This is a genomic window from Allobosea sp. 2KB_26 (assembly GCF_052115715.1).
Lineage (GTDB): Bacteria > Pseudomonadota > Alphaproteobacteria > Rhizobiales > Beijerinckiaceae > Allobosea.
In genome coordinates, this window is the sequence record NZ_JBFRHE010000007.1 from 259,769 (window position 1) to 274,981 (window position 15,213).

At 65.7% G+C, this 15,213-nt stretch carries 17 protein-coding genes; 13 read left to right on the plus strand and 4 right to left on the minus strand.

Features of this window, described 5'->3' with window-relative positions; genetic code table 11:
• Positions 1-59: 59 nt before the first annotated feature.
• Positions 60-380: a hypothetical protein gene (locus tag AB4099_RS20295; RefSeq protein WP_441479380.1), complete on the minus strand. Its 321-nt coding sequence runs from the start codon at positions 378-380 to the stop codon at positions 60-62.
• Between the two features lie 200 nt (positions 381-580).
• A complete protein-coding gene (locus tag AB4099_RS20300; RefSeq protein WP_441479381.1) occupies positions 581-742 on the minus strand; it encodes a hypothetical protein in 162 nt (53 codons plus the stop codon).
• Between the two features lie 490 nt (positions 743-1,232).
• Here AB4099_RS20300 and AB4099_RS20305 point away from each other — a divergent pair, with 490 nt between their 5' ends.
• Genes AB4099_RS20305 through AB4099_RS20330 form a run of 6 tightly spaced genes read left to right on the plus strand, consistent with a single transcriptional unit; the run spans position 1,233 to position 7,071 of the window.
• A complete protein-coding gene (locus tag AB4099_RS20305) occupies positions 1,233-1,835 on the plus strand; it encodes a nitroreductase family protein (protein WP_441479382.1) in 603 nt (200 codons plus the stop codon).
• A gap of 9 nt (positions 1,836-1,844) precedes the next feature.
• Positions 1,845-2,720: an ABC transporter substrate-binding protein gene (locus AB4099_RS20310; protein ID WP_441479383.1), complete on the plus strand. Its 876-nt coding sequence runs from the start codon at positions 1,845-1,847 to the stop codon at positions 2,718-2,720.
• Between the two features lie 29 nt (positions 2,721-2,749).
• Positions 2,750-3,880 carry an LLM class flavin-dependent oxidoreductase gene (locus AB4099_RS20315; protein ID WP_441479384.1) on the plus strand — a complete coding sequence of 377 codons (1,131 nt, stop codon included), beginning with the start codon at positions 2,750-2,752 and terminating at the stop codon, positions 3,878-3,880.
• Positions 3,881-3,883: 3 nt separating this feature from the next.
• Complete coding sequence (locus tag AB4099_RS20320; protein WP_113515931.1) at positions 3,884-4,198, plus strand: NIPSNAP family protein; 315 nt, start codon at positions 3,884-3,886, stop codon at positions 4,196-4,198.
• A gap of 18 nt (positions 4,199-4,216) precedes the next feature.
• Positions 4,217-6,085, plus strand: a complete 1,869-nt coding sequence (locus AB4099_RS20325; protein ID WP_441479385.1) for a TRAP transporter large permease — start codon at positions 4,217-4,219, stop codon at positions 6,083-6,085.
• Positions 6,085-7,071, plus strand: coding sequence for a TRAP transporter substrate-binding protein (locus AB4099_RS20330; protein WP_441479386.1), 987 nt, complete (start codon positions 6,085-6,087; stop codon positions 7,069-7,071). The genes AB4099_RS20325 and AB4099_RS20330 overlap by 1 nt, the downstream gene beginning before the upstream one ends.
• Before the next feature lie 25 nt (positions 7,072-7,096).
• On the opposite strand, the gene AB4099_RS20335 is transcribed toward AB4099_RS20330, so the two are convergent.
• Positions 7,097-7,924 (minus strand): IclR family transcriptional regulator, encoded by an 828-nt coding sequence (locus AB4099_RS20335; RefSeq protein WP_113519135.1) that lies wholly within the window; start codon positions 7,922-7,924, stop codon positions 7,097-7,099.
• Positions 7,925-8,107: 183 nt separating this feature from the next.
• Between AB4099_RS20335 and AB4099_RS20340 the strand changes: the two genes are divergently transcribed.
• The 7 genes from AB4099_RS20340 to AB4099_RS20370 are packed head-to-tail and all read left to right on the plus strand — an operon-like array spanning position 8,108 to position 14,766.
• Positions 8,108-9,181 (plus strand): ABC transporter ATP-binding protein, encoded by a 1,074-nt coding sequence (locus AB4099_RS20340; RefSeq protein WP_113519134.1) that lies wholly within the window; start codon positions 8,108-8,110, stop codon positions 9,179-9,181.
• Positions 9,178-10,035 carry an ABC transporter permease gene (locus tag AB4099_RS20345; RefSeq protein WP_441479387.1) on the plus strand — a complete coding sequence of 286 codons (858 nt, stop codon included), beginning with the start codon at positions 9,178-9,180 and terminating at the stop codon, positions 10,033-10,035. The genes AB4099_RS20340 and AB4099_RS20345 overlap by 4 nt, the downstream gene beginning before the upstream one ends.
• Positions 10,036-10,040: 5 nt before the next feature.
• Positions 10,041-10,835, plus strand: coding sequence for an ABC transporter permease (locus AB4099_RS20350; protein WP_113519132.1), 795 nt, complete (start codon positions 10,041-10,043; stop codon positions 10,833-10,835).
• A 10-nt stretch (positions 10,836-10,845) separates the two neighbouring features.
• Positions 10,846-11,136, plus strand: a complete 291-nt coding sequence (locus AB4099_RS20355) for a (2Fe-2S)-binding protein (RefSeq protein ID WP_113519131.1) — start codon at positions 10,846-10,848, stop codon at positions 11,134-11,136.
• A complete protein-coding gene (locus AB4099_RS20360; protein ID WP_441479388.1) occupies positions 11,133-12,524 on the plus strand; it encodes an FAD/NAD(P)-dependent oxidoreductase in 1,392 nt (463 codons plus the stop codon). Before AB4099_RS20355 ends, AB4099_RS20360 begins: the two co-directional genes overlap by 4 nt.
• Positions 12,521-13,717: an NAD(P)/FAD-dependent oxidoreductase gene (locus AB4099_RS20365; protein WP_113519129.1), complete on the plus strand. Its 1,197-nt coding sequence runs from the start codon at positions 12,521-12,523 to the stop codon at positions 13,715-13,717. The genes AB4099_RS20360 and AB4099_RS20365 overlap by 4 nt, the downstream gene beginning before the upstream one ends.
• Positions 13,714-14,766 (plus strand): ABC transporter substrate-binding protein, encoded by a 1,053-nt coding sequence (locus tag AB4099_RS20370; RefSeq protein ID WP_441479389.1) that lies wholly within the window; start codon positions 13,714-13,716, stop codon positions 14,764-14,766. Before AB4099_RS20365 ends, AB4099_RS20370 begins: the two co-directional genes overlap by 4 nt.
• Positions 14,767-14,823: 57 nt before the next feature.
• Here the strand turns inward: AB4099_RS20370 and AB4099_RS20375 are convergent, their stop codons facing one another.
• Complete coding sequence (locus AB4099_RS20375) at positions 14,824-15,201, minus strand: winged helix-turn-helix domain-containing protein (RefSeq protein WP_441479390.1); 378 nt, start codon at positions 15,199-15,201, stop codon at positions 14,824-14,826.
• Between the last annotated feature and the right edge of the window lie 12 nt (positions 15,202-15,213).

Below are 15,213 nucleotides of genomic sequence, written 5' to 3' on the forward strand. Positions count from 1 at the left end.
TGGAGGCGATTGCGGCATTTCGGAGTTGCGGTGGTGGAGATTTGAAGTCGAGGCCGATGTCAGGATGCAGGGTGAGGAGGCTGCGGCACCCGGGCCGGCTTCGACTGCCCGACATGACACGCCAGTTCCGAAAAGGAGAGCGGGGTGTCCCCGGTATTCCTCAAGGCGGCGCTCAGAAAGCGCACGGGGAATGTGACGGCGTCGGCATTGCTCTCCCGGAGTTGGCCCATGCGTCGGTGGTCGGAGCGGAGACTCGTTTCCGCACGGTCCAGCGCCCACTCGACCTCGGCTTCCTCGACCAGTCCTTTGCGAACCAGCAGGCGCGTGAGTTCGGCTACGGCGACAAGCAGGCCTTCTAGCTGCAGGTTGGCTGTGTTCATCGCGAACTCCCATCTGGACCGTGGGCTGCTAGGCCGGCGGCGGCCGCCACCTCAAGTCGGTCAAAATCCGCCGTATGCCCGGCGCTCGGATAGCGCAGACAATCCTACGCTCAACTCTGGCCGGGGCGAAGCAGCAAGCAGGATGCAGCGCGAGCCTTCGCAACGAAGGGCGCCTTTCACACCAAAGAGGAGATGAGAATTCAGCTCGAGGCTTCGATGCCTGCGATGGTGATCAGCCCAGCCAAGGCTAGCCCTGACCAGACAAACTCAGCAAAAAATCCGTGGGTGGGAATACTCCCGGTGAGAACCGAAACGATGCCTCCGCAAAGGACGACTGCCGAGGCGAACACCACGCCATTCATGACCGCAACCTCCCGCATTTCGCCGCAAACGCCGCAGCGAAGCAAAGGTTCCGTCTGGCCTCGGAATTTTTTTCGGGGCGGCCGGAGAAGAACCCGGGCGGAGCGTCAGAGGAGGGAAGGGCAAGTTCGTGTTCGTTCGGCATGGCGGATTCTTGTGTGGTGATCGCGCGGTTGATTTGGGATTTTGGACTGCGTTCCCCAACGGAAGACCTCAATTGGGAATTGGCTGCTCGTATCTGGAAGCTGTTCGTAAAGAATCTTCCAAATCGATCGTTCGTTTAAACAGACAATTCTATTGACCGGAACCGGCGTAAGTCCGATGCTTTCTGCGCGATCTCAGGCGGACTTCGTATGTGGTGAAGGCTCGCTCGACCAGTCGTAAGAGCATTCCCGCGGTCGTGCCCTGCTCGAGCGTTCGCAATTTCGAGGCGAACCTGCCGCAGTGCTTTGGCTCCATACTTCCCAATACTGTCTCACGGACACCCGGACCATGCCGACGACTGCCAATGACCGCGCCGCAGACCATGCGATCGACCCGCTCTTTCTCGAACGCTGGTCACCTCGTGCATTCAGTGACGATGAGATCAGCGAAGCCGAGTTGCTCTCCTTGTTCGAAGCCGCGCGCTGGGCGCCATCCTCGTACAATTCCCAGCCCTGGCGTTTCATCTATGCCCGGCGTCGCACCGCGCATTGGCAGCGACTGCTAGGCTTGCTGAATGCGTTCAACGCGTCATGGGCCAAGGACTCGGCTGCGCTCGTCGTGATCGTCTCGAAATCGACACTTGTTGTTCCCGGCAAGGCCGAGGAAATCGCCTCCCACACTCATTCCTTCGATGCCGGTGCGGCCTGGGCCCATCTCGCATTGCAGGCGACCCGGTCGGGTTGGCAGGCGCATGGCATGGCGGGGCTCGATCTTGAGCGGGCTATCGTGGAGTTGAATGTTCCCGGCGACTACCGGGTCGAGGCGGCCGTCGCCATCGGCAAGGTCGGTGACAAGGCGCAATTGCCTGAGGCGCTGCAGGCCCGCGAGGTTCCGAGCCAACGCAATCCGCTTGCGGCAAGTGTCTTCGAAGGCGCCTTCCCGGCTGGCTGAGGGAATGAGATGAGCGGCCTTCATTCGCCCGACCGCCTTCGCATCGGAGTCCATGCCAACAACCTGCATCTGCGCCTCGCGCGGCTGCTCGCGGAGAGGGAGGGCGACCAGCGCTGGACCTTCGTCGACTATCCCGATGGCCGCGCGACCGGAGAACTGCTCGCCGGCGGCGAGATCGAACTCGGCGGCACCGGCTCGACGCCCCCGCTGACCGCGCAGAATCTGGGGCTCGATGTAGTCTATCTCGCGGCCTCTCAACCGCGCCCGGCCAACGGGGCCATCCTGAGGCGGAAGGGCGAGGCTGAGGTCGCATTGGCAGGCCTCAAAGGCTGCCGGATCGCGCTCGTCGAGGGCTCGTTCCATACCTATCTGCTGGCGCATCTCGCCGAACGGGCTGGCCTGGGTCTCGCGGACTTCAACCGCATCGATCTTTCGCCAGCAGCTTCGGCAAGGGCTCTGCGGCAGGGCGAGGTCGCGGCCTGGATCGCGATGGATCCTCATCTGCCTGTGGAGTTGGATCGAGGCGGGCTGGTCGCTATGGCGGATACGCGAGGCGTCATCCCCAATCGCTCTCTGTTCTGGACGCATCGTCCGGTCCTCGATCGACGGGCGAACCAGATCGCCGCCTTCCGCAAGCTCGTCGCGCGCATCGCGAGCTTCGTCGAGGACCATGCAGAAGAGGCCGCTCGCCGGCTCTCGGCATCGGGGGATGTCGGTGAAGCGCAATGGCTCGCCGTTCTGCGGTCACGCGATTGGCGCATCGCTGCGATCGACGCCGCCGTTCTGGCCGAACAGGAGCAGGAGGCCGCCTGCCTCGTCCGCCATGGCATTCTTCGGCGAGCGCTCGGCCTCTCCCGGTTCGAAGACGCCGCCGCTTCGGCTTAGGCATCACTGCAAATCATGAGACAAAGCCTATGAATGTGCTCTGGTATCTGACCGCCCCTGACGGCCGCTATCCCTGGAAGAAGGACGGCGCCCGCAAGATGGATCATGCCTATCTGCAGCAATTGGCGCGGGCCTATGATCATCTCGGCTTCACTGGCGCGCTGCTGGCGACGGGTGCGCATGACGTCTGGGTTCTCGGCGCATCGCTGCTGCCCTTCACCGAGCGAATGCGCTTCCTGACGGCGATCCACCCCGGGCTGATCCCGCCGGTGCTGCTGGCCAAGATGGCCGCGACCTTCCAGGATTTCTCCAAGGGGCGGTTGCTGCTCAACATCGTCTCGGGCGACGCCAAAATGCTCGGCGCCTATGGCATGACGCTGCCCCATGACGAGCGCTACGTGATGGCCGACGAATATCTCACTGTTTTCCGACGCATCCTCGCCGGCGAGACGGTGACCTTCAAGGGACGCCATGTCGAGACGATCGAGGCCAAGCTCGCGCTTTCCGGCGATACCCCGGTCGTGCAGCCCGAGCTGTGGTTCGGGGGCTCTTCCCAAGCTGCGATCGAGGTCGCGGCCAAGCATGTCGATACCTATCTCTCCTGGGGCGAAACCCCGGACGAGATGGCTGCAAAGGTCGGCCGCGTGCGGGCACGCGCTAACGCCCATGGCCGCAAGCTCGGGTATGGCATCCGGCTCTATGTGGTCGTCCGCGAGACCGACGAGGAGGCCTGGGCGGCGGCCCAGGATCTCCACGATCAGATGGACGATGCCGCCATCGCCGCCAATGCCCGCTTCGTTGCCGGCACGGATTCCGTCGGGCAGCAGAAGATGACAGCGCTGCATGGCGGGTTGAAGCCCAAATTCGCGCGTGACCTCGAGATTGCGCCAGGACTTTGGGCGGGGCTCGGTCTCGTGCGTCCTGGGCCCGGTACCGCAATCGTCGGTTCGCCCGAGACTGTGATCCGGACGTTGCGCGCCTATCAGGCGGCGGGCATCGAGACCTTCATTCTGTCCGGCATGCCGCTACTCGAGGAAGCCTACCGCTTCGCCGAACTGGTCTTGCCGCATCTCGACGTGGCAAGAGCACCGCGGGCGGGATCGGCCTTCACCTGGTCCAACCTGTTCGACCGCGACCTCTCAGCGAAAGCCGCAGGCTAAGTCATGATCCTCGACGAACGTACCTACGCCATCATGCCCGCCCATGTGCGCGATTATCTCGACCTCTATGTCCGCGAAGGCATGGAACTGCAGGTCTCGCATCTCGGCCATCTGATCGGCTGGTTCACCACCGATACCGGCGTGGTCAACGAGGTCGTCCATATGTGGCGCTTCGAGGATGCGGGCGACCGCGAACGCCGGCGTGCCGCAATGGAAGCTGACCCTGCCTGGCAGGCCTTTCGCGCCAAGGCCGCGCCCCATGTTCTCGAGATGCGAAGCCGTATCCTGCGGCCGACCGCCTTTTCGCCCTTGCGCTAGGCTCCTGGCGAACGCGTGATGACAACTCTGGCTGATCTGAGGGCGGAAACGCCCGGGCTCTTGCGCCGGCCTGCCGAGCGCGCCTTGTCTCGGCTCGTCGCGACCCTTGAGATTGCAGGCGCGGCGCTGCTCGCGATCCTGTTCAGCGTGGTCATTGCGGCTGTCATTCGTCGATACGTCTTCGGCGGCGGCTTCGTCTGGTCGGACGAGTTGGCGATCTGGCTTCATGCAGCGCTGATCGCCATCGGAGCGCCACTTGCCGCGACCAGCGCGCTAGCCATGCGGCTCGACGTCATCGTCAGGCTGCTGCCGGCCTCGGGACAGCGTGTGTCGGCGATCCTTGCTGATGGTTTTGCCGTGCATGGCTCACTCGTGCTCGCGCTTGGCGGCGCCGGGGTCGCGGCGCAGGTCGGCGGCGTCTCGACCGTGCTGGGCTTGCCGGAGTCGCTGCGCTTCGGCGTCTTCGCAATCGGGGGCGGGCTGACGCTGCTGGTCGTTCTGGCGCGCGCCGCACTCGATCGCTCCTGGCTCTCGGCGGCGCTTTCGCTCGCCGTCGGGACCGGCTCCTATCTGCTGGCGCAGCAGGTCACCGGGCTCTTCGTCGAGCCGCCGAGTCTCATCGCTGCCGGATTTGCCGGACTTGGCCTGATCCTTGGCGCGCCGCTGCCATTCGCGCTGCTCGCCGGCGTCTCGCTGACAGGCGCCTTTGGCGGACTGCTTCCGGAGCCTGCGATCGTGCAGAACACGGTTTCCGGGATCAGCAAGTTCCTGCTGCTGGCCGTTCCATTCTTCCTGTTGGCCGGCGAGTTGCTGACCGAGGGAGGGCTTGCCGAACGGCTCGTGCGCTTTGCCGGCGCGCTTGTCGGACATCTGCGGGCGGGCCTCGCCCAGACGGCGCTCGTCGCGAGCGTGCTGTTCTCGGGGGCGTCCGGCTCCTCGGTGGCGAATGCCGCCTTCGGGGCCAAGGTGATGGCGCCGACGCTGATCGCCCGTGGTTATCCGCCGGCGCAGGCGGGCGCGATCGTCGCCGGCGTCTCGATGCTGGACAACATCATCCCGCCCTCGATCGCCTTCCTGCTGCTGGCGACTGCGACAAATCTCTCGGTCGGCTCGCTCCTGGTCGGCGGATTTGTCGCTGGTGGGGTGTTGGCGCTGGCGCTCGCCATCGGCATTCATCTCAGCGTGCGCAATGTCGTCGACGCTGCGCCGAAGGCGACCGGTGTCGAGCGCGTGCGGAGTTTTGTCGGGGCGTTGCCCGCGATCGGACTCGGGATCGTCGTGGTGGTCGGCATCCGCTTCGGCGTGGTGACCGTGACGGAAGCGTCTGCGCTGGCTGTGGCGTATTCGCTGGTGACCTGCCTCGCGCTGCGCAGCCTGAACGGCCGCGCCGTCGTCGCCGCCTTGCGGAAATCGGCGACGGAGGCAGCCGCCGTCGGCCTGCTCATCGGAGCCTCCGCGCCGTTTGCCTTCATGCTCGCGGTCGACCGGGTCTCGGACCAGATGGCAGCACTGGTGACCGCTTTCGGCGCCGGTCCCTATGCGGTGATCCTGCTCGCCAATCTCGTGCTGCTGGTGGCGGGGCTCTTCCTCGATATCGGCGCTGCGATCCTGCTGCTTGGTCCGCTGCTGTTGCCGGTTGCCGTCGCGGCCGGACTGGACCCGATCCAGTTCGGCGTCATCCTCGTCGTCAACCTGATGATCCATGGGCTGACGCCGCCTCTCGGCATCCTCGTCTATGTCGTCAGCGGTATCTTGCGCATTCCCGCGGGCTCGGTCTTCCGCGCCGTGCTGCCTTTGCTCGGCTCGCTGCTGGCGGCGCTCGCCGTTCTCTCGCTCGGTGCAGCCGTCTGGCCGTCGCTCCCGCCTTCCATCAAGGAGTTCTTCTGATGTCGTTGACCCGCCGCCAAGTCGCCGCAGGCCTGCTTGCCGCGCCGGCACTCCTCTCGACTCGTGCGGTCCATGCCGCTGGCCGGCCGGTGACCGTCGCCTCGCTCTTCGGCGAGGACAAGCCCGAGACGAAGATCTGGCGCAGGATCGCGGAGGCGCTGAACAGGACCGCGCCCGGCCGCTTCGATCTGCGCATCGTCGGCAACGCGGCACTCGGCGGCGAGAAGGAGGTCGCGGAAGGGATCAGGCTCGGTTCGGTCCAGGCCTCGCTCTCGACGATCTCGGCGCTCTCCTCCTGGGTGCCGGACGGCCAGATCCTCGATCTGCCTTTCCTGTTCCGCGATCGTGGCCATCTCAAGCGTGTGCTCCATGGTGCGCTTGGCACCGAACTCAAGGCGAAATACGAGGCACAGGGTTTTGTCGTGCTCGGCTTCATCAATTACGGCGCGCGCCACCTGTTGGCGAAGGAGCCGTTGACCACGCCTGAATCGGTCAAGGGCAAGCGCATCCGCGTGATCCAGAGCCCGCTTCATACCGAGCTCTGGTCGGGACTCGGCGCCTATCCGACGCCCATTCCGATCCCCGAAACCTATAACGCGCTGAAGACCGGCGTCGTCGATGCCATGGACCTCACCAAATCGGCCTATGTCGGCTTCAAGTTGCATGAGGTCGTGCCCTATCTGATCGAGACCGGGCATATCTGGGCGAGCGGCGTCGTCTATGTCTCCGCGCCTTTCTGGAAGGGGCTTACGGCGGATGATCGCAAGGCGCTGTCCGAGGCGGCAGCCGAAGGGACATCCTATTTCGACGACCTCATCCTTACCGACGAGGAGGCATCGATGGCCAAGGCGCAATCCGAGGGGGGCAAGCTCGTCCAGCCGGAGGATCGTCCAGGCTGGGAGGCCGGTGCCCGCAAGGTCTGGATCTCATTCGCCCCGAAGCTTGGCGGCATCGAGAGGATCGAGGCGATCTCCAAGGTGGAGTGATCGCGTCCGCGTCCGCGTCGCTTTCTCAGGGAGACTGGCGCGCCGTGCTGCTGAGGCTGCGTGAGGGATAGCGCAGCGAGATATCGAACGGATTGAGGCTCGCGCCGAGCGTCGCGGCCTCCCGCTGCAGGATACGCGCGACATTGGGGCCCCGCTCGTCGCTGAGGCGCTCGGCCAGGGTTCCGATGCTGAGCGCCGCGACGGCGCGGCCTTCTGCATCGAAGACCGGCACGCCGAGACCGGCCATGCCCGGGATCAGCCCGGTATTGAGGCTGACCCAGCCCAGCTCGCGTGCCTCGGCCAGCGCGATGCGCAGGCCGGCCTCGTCAAGAAAACCGCGATCGAGCAGGCGCGGGATATTGAAGCGGATCACGGCCTCGCGCTCGTCTTCGGGCAGATGCGCGAGGATGGCGAGACTGCCCTGTCCAATGCCGAGCGGCACCTTGCCGCCGATATCGCCCGTGAAAGAGCGGATCGGGAATGGGCCTTCGACTCGATCGAGGCAGACAGCATCATAGCCATTACGGACCAGCAGGAAGATCGTGTCGTGCAGCGTCGCGGAGAGGCGCAGCAGCACCGGCCGTGCAAGATCGCGCAATCCGCTGGCCTGGCCGGCGCGGGCAGCCAGTACGAAGAAGTCGAGAGCCAGCCGGTAACGTTTCCCTCCGGCGACCTGCTCGGCAAATCCCTCGGCCATCAGGTCCTGCAAGGCGCGGTGCGCCGTCGGCTGGCTGCAGCCCGCGGCCTCGGAGAGGTCCTTCAGGCGGATGCCGCCAGGGTCCGCTGCCGCCAGAATACGCAGCAGGCCGAGCGCCCGGCGCAGGCTTGATGTCGCTTCGGCTGAATCGTTCATTCGGCTGTCCGAATTTGGTTTTCGATAGACCTTTAGAAAATTCCATATGTCGAAATTATGTCAAATAAAATTCGCTTCTATGGAATTATGAATTGACGAATTCCCGCCCCTGCCGCCTCCTTGCGCCGTTGCAGATCGGCGCCCCGTTCGATGCTCGCGGGGTGTCTACCAGGCGAGGTGGAGATGGGCTTCCTGACGCTGGCGTCGCTGAGCAAGGTCTATGGCGATCACGCCGCGGTGCGCGATGTCGACCTCAGCGTCGCCAAGGGCGAGTTCGTTTCGCTGCTCGGTCCATCCGGCTGCGGCAAGACCACGACGCTTCAGATGATCGCCGGCCTCGTCGAACCGACGCGTGGAACGATCACGCTCGACGGGCGCGACATCACGCATGAGAAGCCGAACACGCGCGGGCTCGGCATCGTCTTCCAGAGCTATGCGCTGTTTCCGCACATGACTGTGGCGCAGAACGTCGCCTTCGGCCTGGAAATGCGCAAGGTCGCCCGTGCCGAGCGTGACAAGCGCGTCAAGACGATGCTCGGGCTGGTGCATCTGGCCCAGCTCGCGGACCGCTATCCGCGCCAGCTTTCGGGCGGTCAGCGCCAGCGCGTCGCGATCGCGCGTGCATTGGTGATCGTGCCGCCGGTGCTGCTGCTCGACGAGCCGCTTTCCAATCTCGACGCCAAGCTGCGCGAGGAAATGCAGTTCGAACTGCGCCGGATCCAGCAGAGCGTCGGCACGACGACGATCATGGTCACGCATGACCAGGCCGAAGCCTTGTCGATCAGCGATCGGGTGGTCGTGATGGAGCAGGGTCGGATGACCCAGATCGATGCGCCTTACCGGCTCTATGAGCACCCGGCCACGGCTTTCATCTCCTCCTTCGTCGGAAAGATGAACCGGCTGGACGGCGTCTGGCGAGGGCAGGGCCCTTCCGGAACAGCGCAGATCAACGGCGTGTCCCTGCCTTGCGAGCAGGCGAGCTTTCCGGACGGCCAGACGGTCGCGCTCTCGCTGCGTCCTGAAAAGATCCTGCTGCGGGCGCATGGCCAGGGCCGGGTCGACGGTACCATCGTCAATCGCTTCTTTCTTGGCAGCTACTGGCTGTTCACCGTCGAAACGCCGGTTGGAGCGCTCTCCGTCTCGGTTCCCAATCATGGCGAGGAGCCGGCGGGCGAGGGCGATGCGGTTGCACTGGACTGGACGCCAGCGAGCCTCAGGGTCGAGGCCATTACCGCCACGGCCGGAGCCGCGGCATGAGCCGGGCCCGCTCGGCGCTGACGCCCTGGCTGCTGGTCTCGCCCGGCGCGCTGCTATTCCTGGCTCTGGTCATCGTCCCGCTGGTGCTGACGGTGATCCTGTCATTCCACGTCTATGACCACGGCACGGGCATCAAGAACGAGTTCACGCTTGCCCACTACCTCGCAGTGGTCACCGACGATTATTATCTCGGTATCTTCTGGCGGACGTTGCGCGTGGCTGCGCTGACGACACTGCTCTGCGCGCTGATCGGTGTGCCGGAGGCCTATATCCTGGCGCGGATGCGCGACCCTTGGCGCTCCGTTTTCCTGCTCGTGATCATCGGCCCGCTGCTCGTCTCCGTCGTCGTTCGCGCCTTTGGCTGGAGCATGCTGCTTGGCTCGACCGGCCTGGTGAACCAGGCGCTCCAGGCGCTCGGGTTTGGCACGGTGAAGCTGCTCTACACCGAGACGGCGATCGTGATCGCGCTTGTCCACGTGATGCTGCCCTTCATGGTCATCCCGGTCTGGACATCGCTGCAGAAGCTCGATCCCGCAGTCGAGGCAGCCGCCTGGACACTTGGCGCCTCGCGTTTCACGGCACTGCGCCGTGTGGTGATGCCGCAGGTCAGCATGGGCATGCTGTCTGGCAGCCTGATCGTCTTCGGGCTCTCGGCCAGCGCCTTCGCCATCCCTGGCCTGCTTGGCGGCCGCCGGCTCAAGATGGCGGCGACGCTCGTCTATGACGAGTTCATGCATGAGCTGAACTGGCCGCTCGGAGCCACGATCGCGATCATCGTGCTCGTCGCGAACCTCGTCATCATGCTGGCCTATAACCGCATGGTCGAAGCCCGCGCCCGCCGGACCCTGGGATAAGCGCCATGCAGAAGAATGGTCCGATCGCGCTTGCCTTCCACACGCTCGTCGTCGCCTTCGTGCTGGCGCCGCTGCTGGTCATCTGCCTCGTCGCTTTCACGCCCGAGAACACGCTCTCGATCCCGACCACCAGCTTCTCGCTGCGTTGGTTCCGCGAGATCTTCGTGCACCCGGATTTCGTCGCCTCCTTCGTCAACAGCCTGTGGCTGGCGACACTGTCGGCGACGATCGCGATCGCACTGGCCGTGCCGGCCGGGCTCGCCATCGACCGCTACGACTTCCCCGGCCGCGATGGGCTGAACGCGCTCTTCCTATCGCCGCTGATCATCCCGCATCTCGTGCTGGGCGTGGCGTTCCTGCGGCTCTTCGCCCTGATCGGCGCGACCGGAAGCTTCACCTGGCTGGTGGTCAGCCATGTCATCATCGTCACGCCCTACGTGCTGCGGCTAGTCCTTGCGGCGCTCTCGGGCATGGATCGCAGCGCCGAGCAGGCGGCGATGACGCTCGGCGCCTCGCACTGGACGGTGTTCCGCCGCGTCACCGCGCCGATGATCCTGCCGGGCATCACCGGCGGCTGGCTGCTCGCCTTCATCAACAGCTTCGACGAGCTGACCATGTCGATCTTCGTCACCTCGCCGGCGACCGTGACCTTGCCGGTCCGGATGTACATGTACGCGACCGAATCCATCGACCCGATGATGGCGGCGGTCTCGGCGCTGATGATCGCGCTGACGGCCGGCGCGATGCTGGTGCTCGACCGCGCGTTCGGGCTCGACAAGATCCTCGTCGGACAGAAGTGAGCGCGGACCGATGCCACTGCTTCACCGCATCGCACGCAAGAGCCACCCGGTCATCGCCTTCATTCTCGACGGCGAGCCTTGCGAGGGGCGGGCCGGAGACACCGTGCTGACCGCCATCCTCAATCGCAGCGAGGTGCTGCGGGTGAGCGAGTTCTCGGCCTCGCCGCGCGCCGGCTTCTGCCAGATGGGCGCCTGCCAGGATTGCTGGGTCCGTCTCGAAGGCGGAGAACGCCTGCGCGCCTGCACCACGGCGCTCGCCGCCGGCATGCGGATCGTGACAGCCAAGGGGAGGGCGGCGTGACGGCGCCTGCGCAACCGCTAATCGTTGGCGCCGGGCCCGCCGGCGTCCGGGCCGCCGAGACACTGGTCAAGGCCGGCCTGCGTCCGCTCGTGGTCGACGAGGCGCCTGCCAGCGGCGGCCAGATCTATCGCCAGAGGCTGGTTGCCGACGAACGCAGCAGCACGGCGCTCTATGGCTCCGAAGCGTCGAAGGCCGAGACGCTCCACCGCGATTTCGCCGCCCTTGCCGGGCGGCTCGATTACTGGCCGCAGGCGCTGCTCTGGAACCTGCGGGACGGCAAGGCCGATGTCGCGGTCGCCGGAACCAGCAGGAAGATCGCCTATGACGGGTTGATCCTGGCGACCGGCGCGACCGATCGCATCCTGCCGATGCCGGGCTGGACCCTGCCGGGCGTCTTCACCCTCGGTGGTGCCCAGATCGCACTGAAGGGGCAAGGCTGCGCGATTGGCTCGCGCGTCGTCTTCCTCGGCTCCGGGCCGCTGCTCTATCTCGTCGCCTGGCAGTATTTGAAGGCTGGCGTCGACGTCGCCGCGGTGCTGGATACCGCTCCTTTCAACGCGAAGTTCAACCTGCTGCGCGGCCTTACGCTCGAACCTGCGGTCATCTTGCGCGGCATGCGGATGACGGCCGAACTCAGGCTGCGCGGCGTCGCGCTGCATTATGGCGTGGAGGATGTCCGGGTCGAAGGGGACAGGCGCGTCGAGGCGATCATGTGGCGCCAGGGCTCGCGCTCGCGGACGCTCTCCTGCGATGGCATCGGCTACGGCCTGGCGCTGCGCTCGGAAACCCAGCTCGCCGATCTCGCCGGTTGCCGCTTCCGGTTCGACCAGCGTGACCGTGCCTGGCTCCCCGAAAGCGATGCGGGCGGTCGTGGCAGCGTGCCAGGGGTCTATCTCGCGGGTGACGGAGCCGCCATTGCAGGGGCAGATGCTGCGGAGCTTGCGGGCGAGCGCGCCGGGCTAGCCCTGCTCGAGGATCGCGGCTTGGCGCATGCCCCTGAGCGCGCCGTGGCGATCGAGCGCGCGCTGTCCCGCATCGGCCGCTTCCGCAATGTCCTCGAATCCGCGTTCCCGTTCCCGGCGCATTGGGCGAAGGACATTGCCGACGAGACCCCCGTCTGCCGCTGCGAAGAGATCAGCGCTGGCGAGGTTCGCCGCGCCGTCGGCAATTTCGAGATCAGCGAACTCAACCGGCTGAAGGCCGTTAGCCGGATTGGCATGGGCCGTTGCCAGGGACGGATCTGCGGCAGCGTGGCGGCCGAGATTCTAGCCGGAGAGACCGGCCGGGGAATCGACGCCGTCGGCCGGCTGCGGAGCCAGGCGCCGGTCAAGCCGATCCCCCTCGCGCTGACGATGGCCGCAACCGGTGGTGCGGAGGCCGCGGAATGAGCCGGCGTCTTGATGTCGATGTCGCCATCATCGGCGGTGGCCTGGTCGGCAGTTCGGCGGCTCTCGCGCTGCGCGGCATGGGCATGTCGGTGGCGCTGCTCGACAAGGGCTTTTGTGGCGCGCAGGCGAGCGGCGTAAACTATGGCGGCGTGCGTCGCCAGGGACGGCCGCTCGAGCAATTGCCGCTTTCTCAGCGCGCGCATGCCATCTGGCCGCGGCTGCAGGCGTTGATCGGCATCGATGGCGAGTTCCTGCGCTCCGGCCACCTCAAGCTCGCGCGCGACGAGGCCGACATGGCTGCACTTGAAGCCTATGCCGAGGTGGTTGCCGGACAGGGGCTCGGCCTCGAGCTGATTGGCCATAACGGCCTGCGCGAGCGCTTCGGCTGGGTCGGCGGCGACGTGGTCGGCGCCTCCTTCTGCGCCGGCGACGGCCATGCCAATCCGCGACTGGTCTCGACCGGCTTTGCCAGCGCAGCGCGCCGTGCCGGTGTCCATGTGCTGGAGAACACGCCGGTGAAGGGCGTAACGCGCAACGGTGCGGGTTTCGCGCTGGAAGCGGGCGATGATCTTTCGCTGAGCGCGCGTTTCGTCATCAACAGCGCGGGCGCCTGGGCGGACAGCTTCGCTGCGGCCTTTGGCGAGAGCGTGCCGCTTGCGCGCATCTATCCCTCGATGGTGGTCACCGAGCCGCTCGAGGCGATCATGACCGCCAATATCGGCATGGAGGGCGGCGGCATCTATGCCCGGCAGGTCGAGCGCGGCAATTGCGTCGTCGGCGGCGAACGCGCCTTGCCCCTGGACGATCCCGATTTCTCGCGCCCACGCGGCGAGGGAGCGCTTGCCATCATGAACCGGGCGGCCGAACTCTTCCCGGGCCTGCGCCACGCTCATGCCATCCGCTTCTGGAGCGGCACCGAGGGAGCGATACCTGACCACAACCCGGTGATCGGGCTGAGCCTGACGACACCCGGCCTGATCCACGCCTTCGGCTTCACCGGGGCCGGCTTTCAGATCGCACCCGGCGTCGGCGAGGTCCTCGCCGAACTCGTTCGCGACGGGCGCAGCACGACGCCCATCGACGCCTTCACGATCGGACGCTTCGCGCCCGTTCCGATTTCGACCCGCACAGACCGAGGCTCGGGTGCGGGAGAAGCATCAGAGCCACAACACCCAAGGGAGACACGTTCATGATCAACCGCCGCACCGCTTTGGCGAGCACTGTCGCCGCCTTCGCCGTCGTCGCCTCCGGCGCCGCCTTGGCGCAGTCCAAGACGCTCTATGTCGGCATGAATGGCGGCAATTTCGAACGCACCTTCACGCAGGCCGTCTTCCCCGAGTTCGAGAAAGCGAACGACGTCAAGATCGTCGTCGTGCCCGGCACCTCCTCGGACATCCTGGCCAAGGCGACTGCGGCCAAGGACAAGCCGCAGATGCATGTGATGTTCCTCGATGACGGCGTCATGGTGCGCGCGATCGGCGCCGGCCTCTGCGAAAAGCTGAAGCCCGGTCCGGAGCTGGCCGAGCTTGCTCAGGGCACCCGGATGAAGGACGACATGGCGGTCGGCATCGACCTCGGCATGACCGGGCTCGCCTATAACAAGAAGATGTTCGACGAGAAGGGCTGGGCTGCGCCGACCTCGTGGATGGATCTCGCCGACCCGAAGTTCAAGGGCAAGGTCGTGTTCCAGTCGGCCTCGGCGTCCTCCTTCGGTCTGCACGCTTTCCTGATGTTCAACCGGATCCAGGGCGGCAACGAGACCAATGTCGAGCCGGGCTTCAACAAGTTCCGCGAACTGATCGGCAAGAACGTGCTCGAGTTCATCCCGAGCTCGGCCAAGATCTCGGAAATGGTCCAGACCGGCGAAGCTGCGATCTTCCCGCTGACGCCGACGGCGGTCGCGACCCTCAAGGAAAAGGGCATTGCGGCGGAATACGCCCAGCCGAAGGAAGGGTCCGTCGTGCTGATGGTGGCGCAATGCGTCATCGCCAACAACTCCGAGCCGGAGCTGGCACAGAAGCTGGCGGCCTATCTGCTTTCTGCCGATGCGCAGAGCAAGGCGCTTGCGGCCGGCAACGTCGTGCCGTCCAACACCAAGGCAAAGGCCACGACACCGGAGGCAGAGGAGAAGCTCAAGGCCTTCCACGCCAACATGAAGACCGCGGTGACGCTGGACTGGGATGCGATCAATGCCAAGCGCCCGGAATGGAACAGCCGCTGGAACAAGATGATCGAACGCTGAGCCCTGAGGCCTGCTTTCCACGGCGCGCGGTCAGTTCGACCGTGCGCCGTTCTCGCTTCAAGACGTGCCGCCCCGCTCGTCGATGAGCCCGCGCAAGGCTTCGATATGAAGATTGCCCGCCTTCAGCGCCTTGCTCTCGACAGCGCGGTAATGCGCCACGACTTCGCGGCCAAGAGGCGTCAAATGCGCTCCGCCGCCCTTGCTGCCACCGGGCTGGGCTTCCACCAGCGGTTGCCGGAACATTCTGTTGAGTTCGTCCACCAGCAGCCAGGCGCGGCGGTAGGACATGGTCATCGCCCGTCCCGCGGCAGAAATCGAGCCCGTCTGCTCGACAGCTTCCAGCAACTCGACCTTGCCCGGACCGAGCCGGCCTCCGGGCGAGAAGTCGAGCCTGAGGCTGAGTTCGACGGAGGGGGGCAGCGGCGTCTCGGGCATTCAGGCGTCCTT

Bases quoted from the DNA above. Each gene is read 5' to 3' on its own strand.
- AB4099_RS20330 (WP_441479386.1), top strand. From the start codon at position 6,085: ATGTCGTTGACCCGCCGCCAAGTCGCCGCAGGCCTGCTTGCCGCGCCG.
- AB4099_RS20320 (WP_113515931.1), top strand. From the start codon at position 3,884: ATGATCCTCGACGAACGTACCTACGCCATCATGCCCGCCCATGTGCGC.
- AB4099_RS20355 (WP_113519131.1), top strand. From the start codon at position 10,846: ATGCCACTGCTTCACCGCATCGCACGCAAGAGCCACCCGGTCATCGCC.
- AB4099_RS20310 (WP_441479383.1), top strand. From the start codon at position 1,845: ATGAGCGGCCTTCATTCGCCCGACCGCCTTCGCATCGGAGTCCATGCC.
- AB4099_RS20365 (WP_113519129.1), top strand. From the start codon at position 12,521: ATGAGCCGGCGTCTTGATGTCGATGTCGCCATCATCGGCGGTGGCCTG.
- AB4099_RS20305 (WP_441479382.1), top strand. From the start codon at position 1,233: ATGCCGACGACTGCCAATGACCGCGCCGCAGACCATGCGATCGACCCG.
- AB4099_RS20295 (WP_441479380.1), bottom strand. From the start codon at position 380: ATGAACACAGCCAACCTGCAGCTAGAAGGCCTGCTTGTCGCCGTAGCC.
- AB4099_RS20325 (WP_441479385.1), top strand. From the start codon at position 4,217: ATGACAACTCTGGCTGATCTGAGGGCGGAAACGCCCGGGCTCTTGCGC.
- AB4099_RS20375 (WP_441479390.1), bottom strand. From the start codon at position 15,201: ATGCCCGAGACGCCGCTGCCCCCCTCCGTCGAACTCAGCCTCAGGCTC.
- AB4099_RS20340 (WP_113519134.1), top strand. From the start codon at position 8,108: ATGGGCTTCCTGACGCTGGCGTCGCTGAGCAAGGTCTATGGCGATCAC.
- AB4099_RS20315 (WP_441479384.1), top strand. From the start codon at position 2,750: ATGAATGTGCTCTGGTATCTGACCGCCCCTGACGGCCGCTATCCCTGG.
- AB4099_RS20370 (WP_441479389.1), top strand. From the start codon at position 13,714: ATGATCAACCGCCGCACCGCTTTGGCGAGCACTGTCGCCGCCTTCGCC.
- AB4099_RS20335 (WP_113519135.1), bottom strand. From the start codon at position 7,924: ATGAACGATTCAGCCGAAGCGACATCAAGCCTGCGCCGGGCGCTCGGC.
- AB4099_RS20300 (WP_441479381.1), bottom strand. From the start codon at position 742: ATGAATGGCGTGGTGTTCGCCTCGGCAGTCGTCCTTTGCGGAGGCATC.
- AB4099_RS20350 (WP_113519132.1), top strand. From the start codon at position 10,041: ATGCAGAAGAATGGTCCGATCGCGCTTGCCTTCCACACGCTCGTCGTC.
- AB4099_RS20345 (WP_441479387.1), top strand. From the start codon at position 9,178: ATGAGCCGGGCCCGCTCGGCGCTGACGCCCTGGCTGCTGGTCTCGCCC.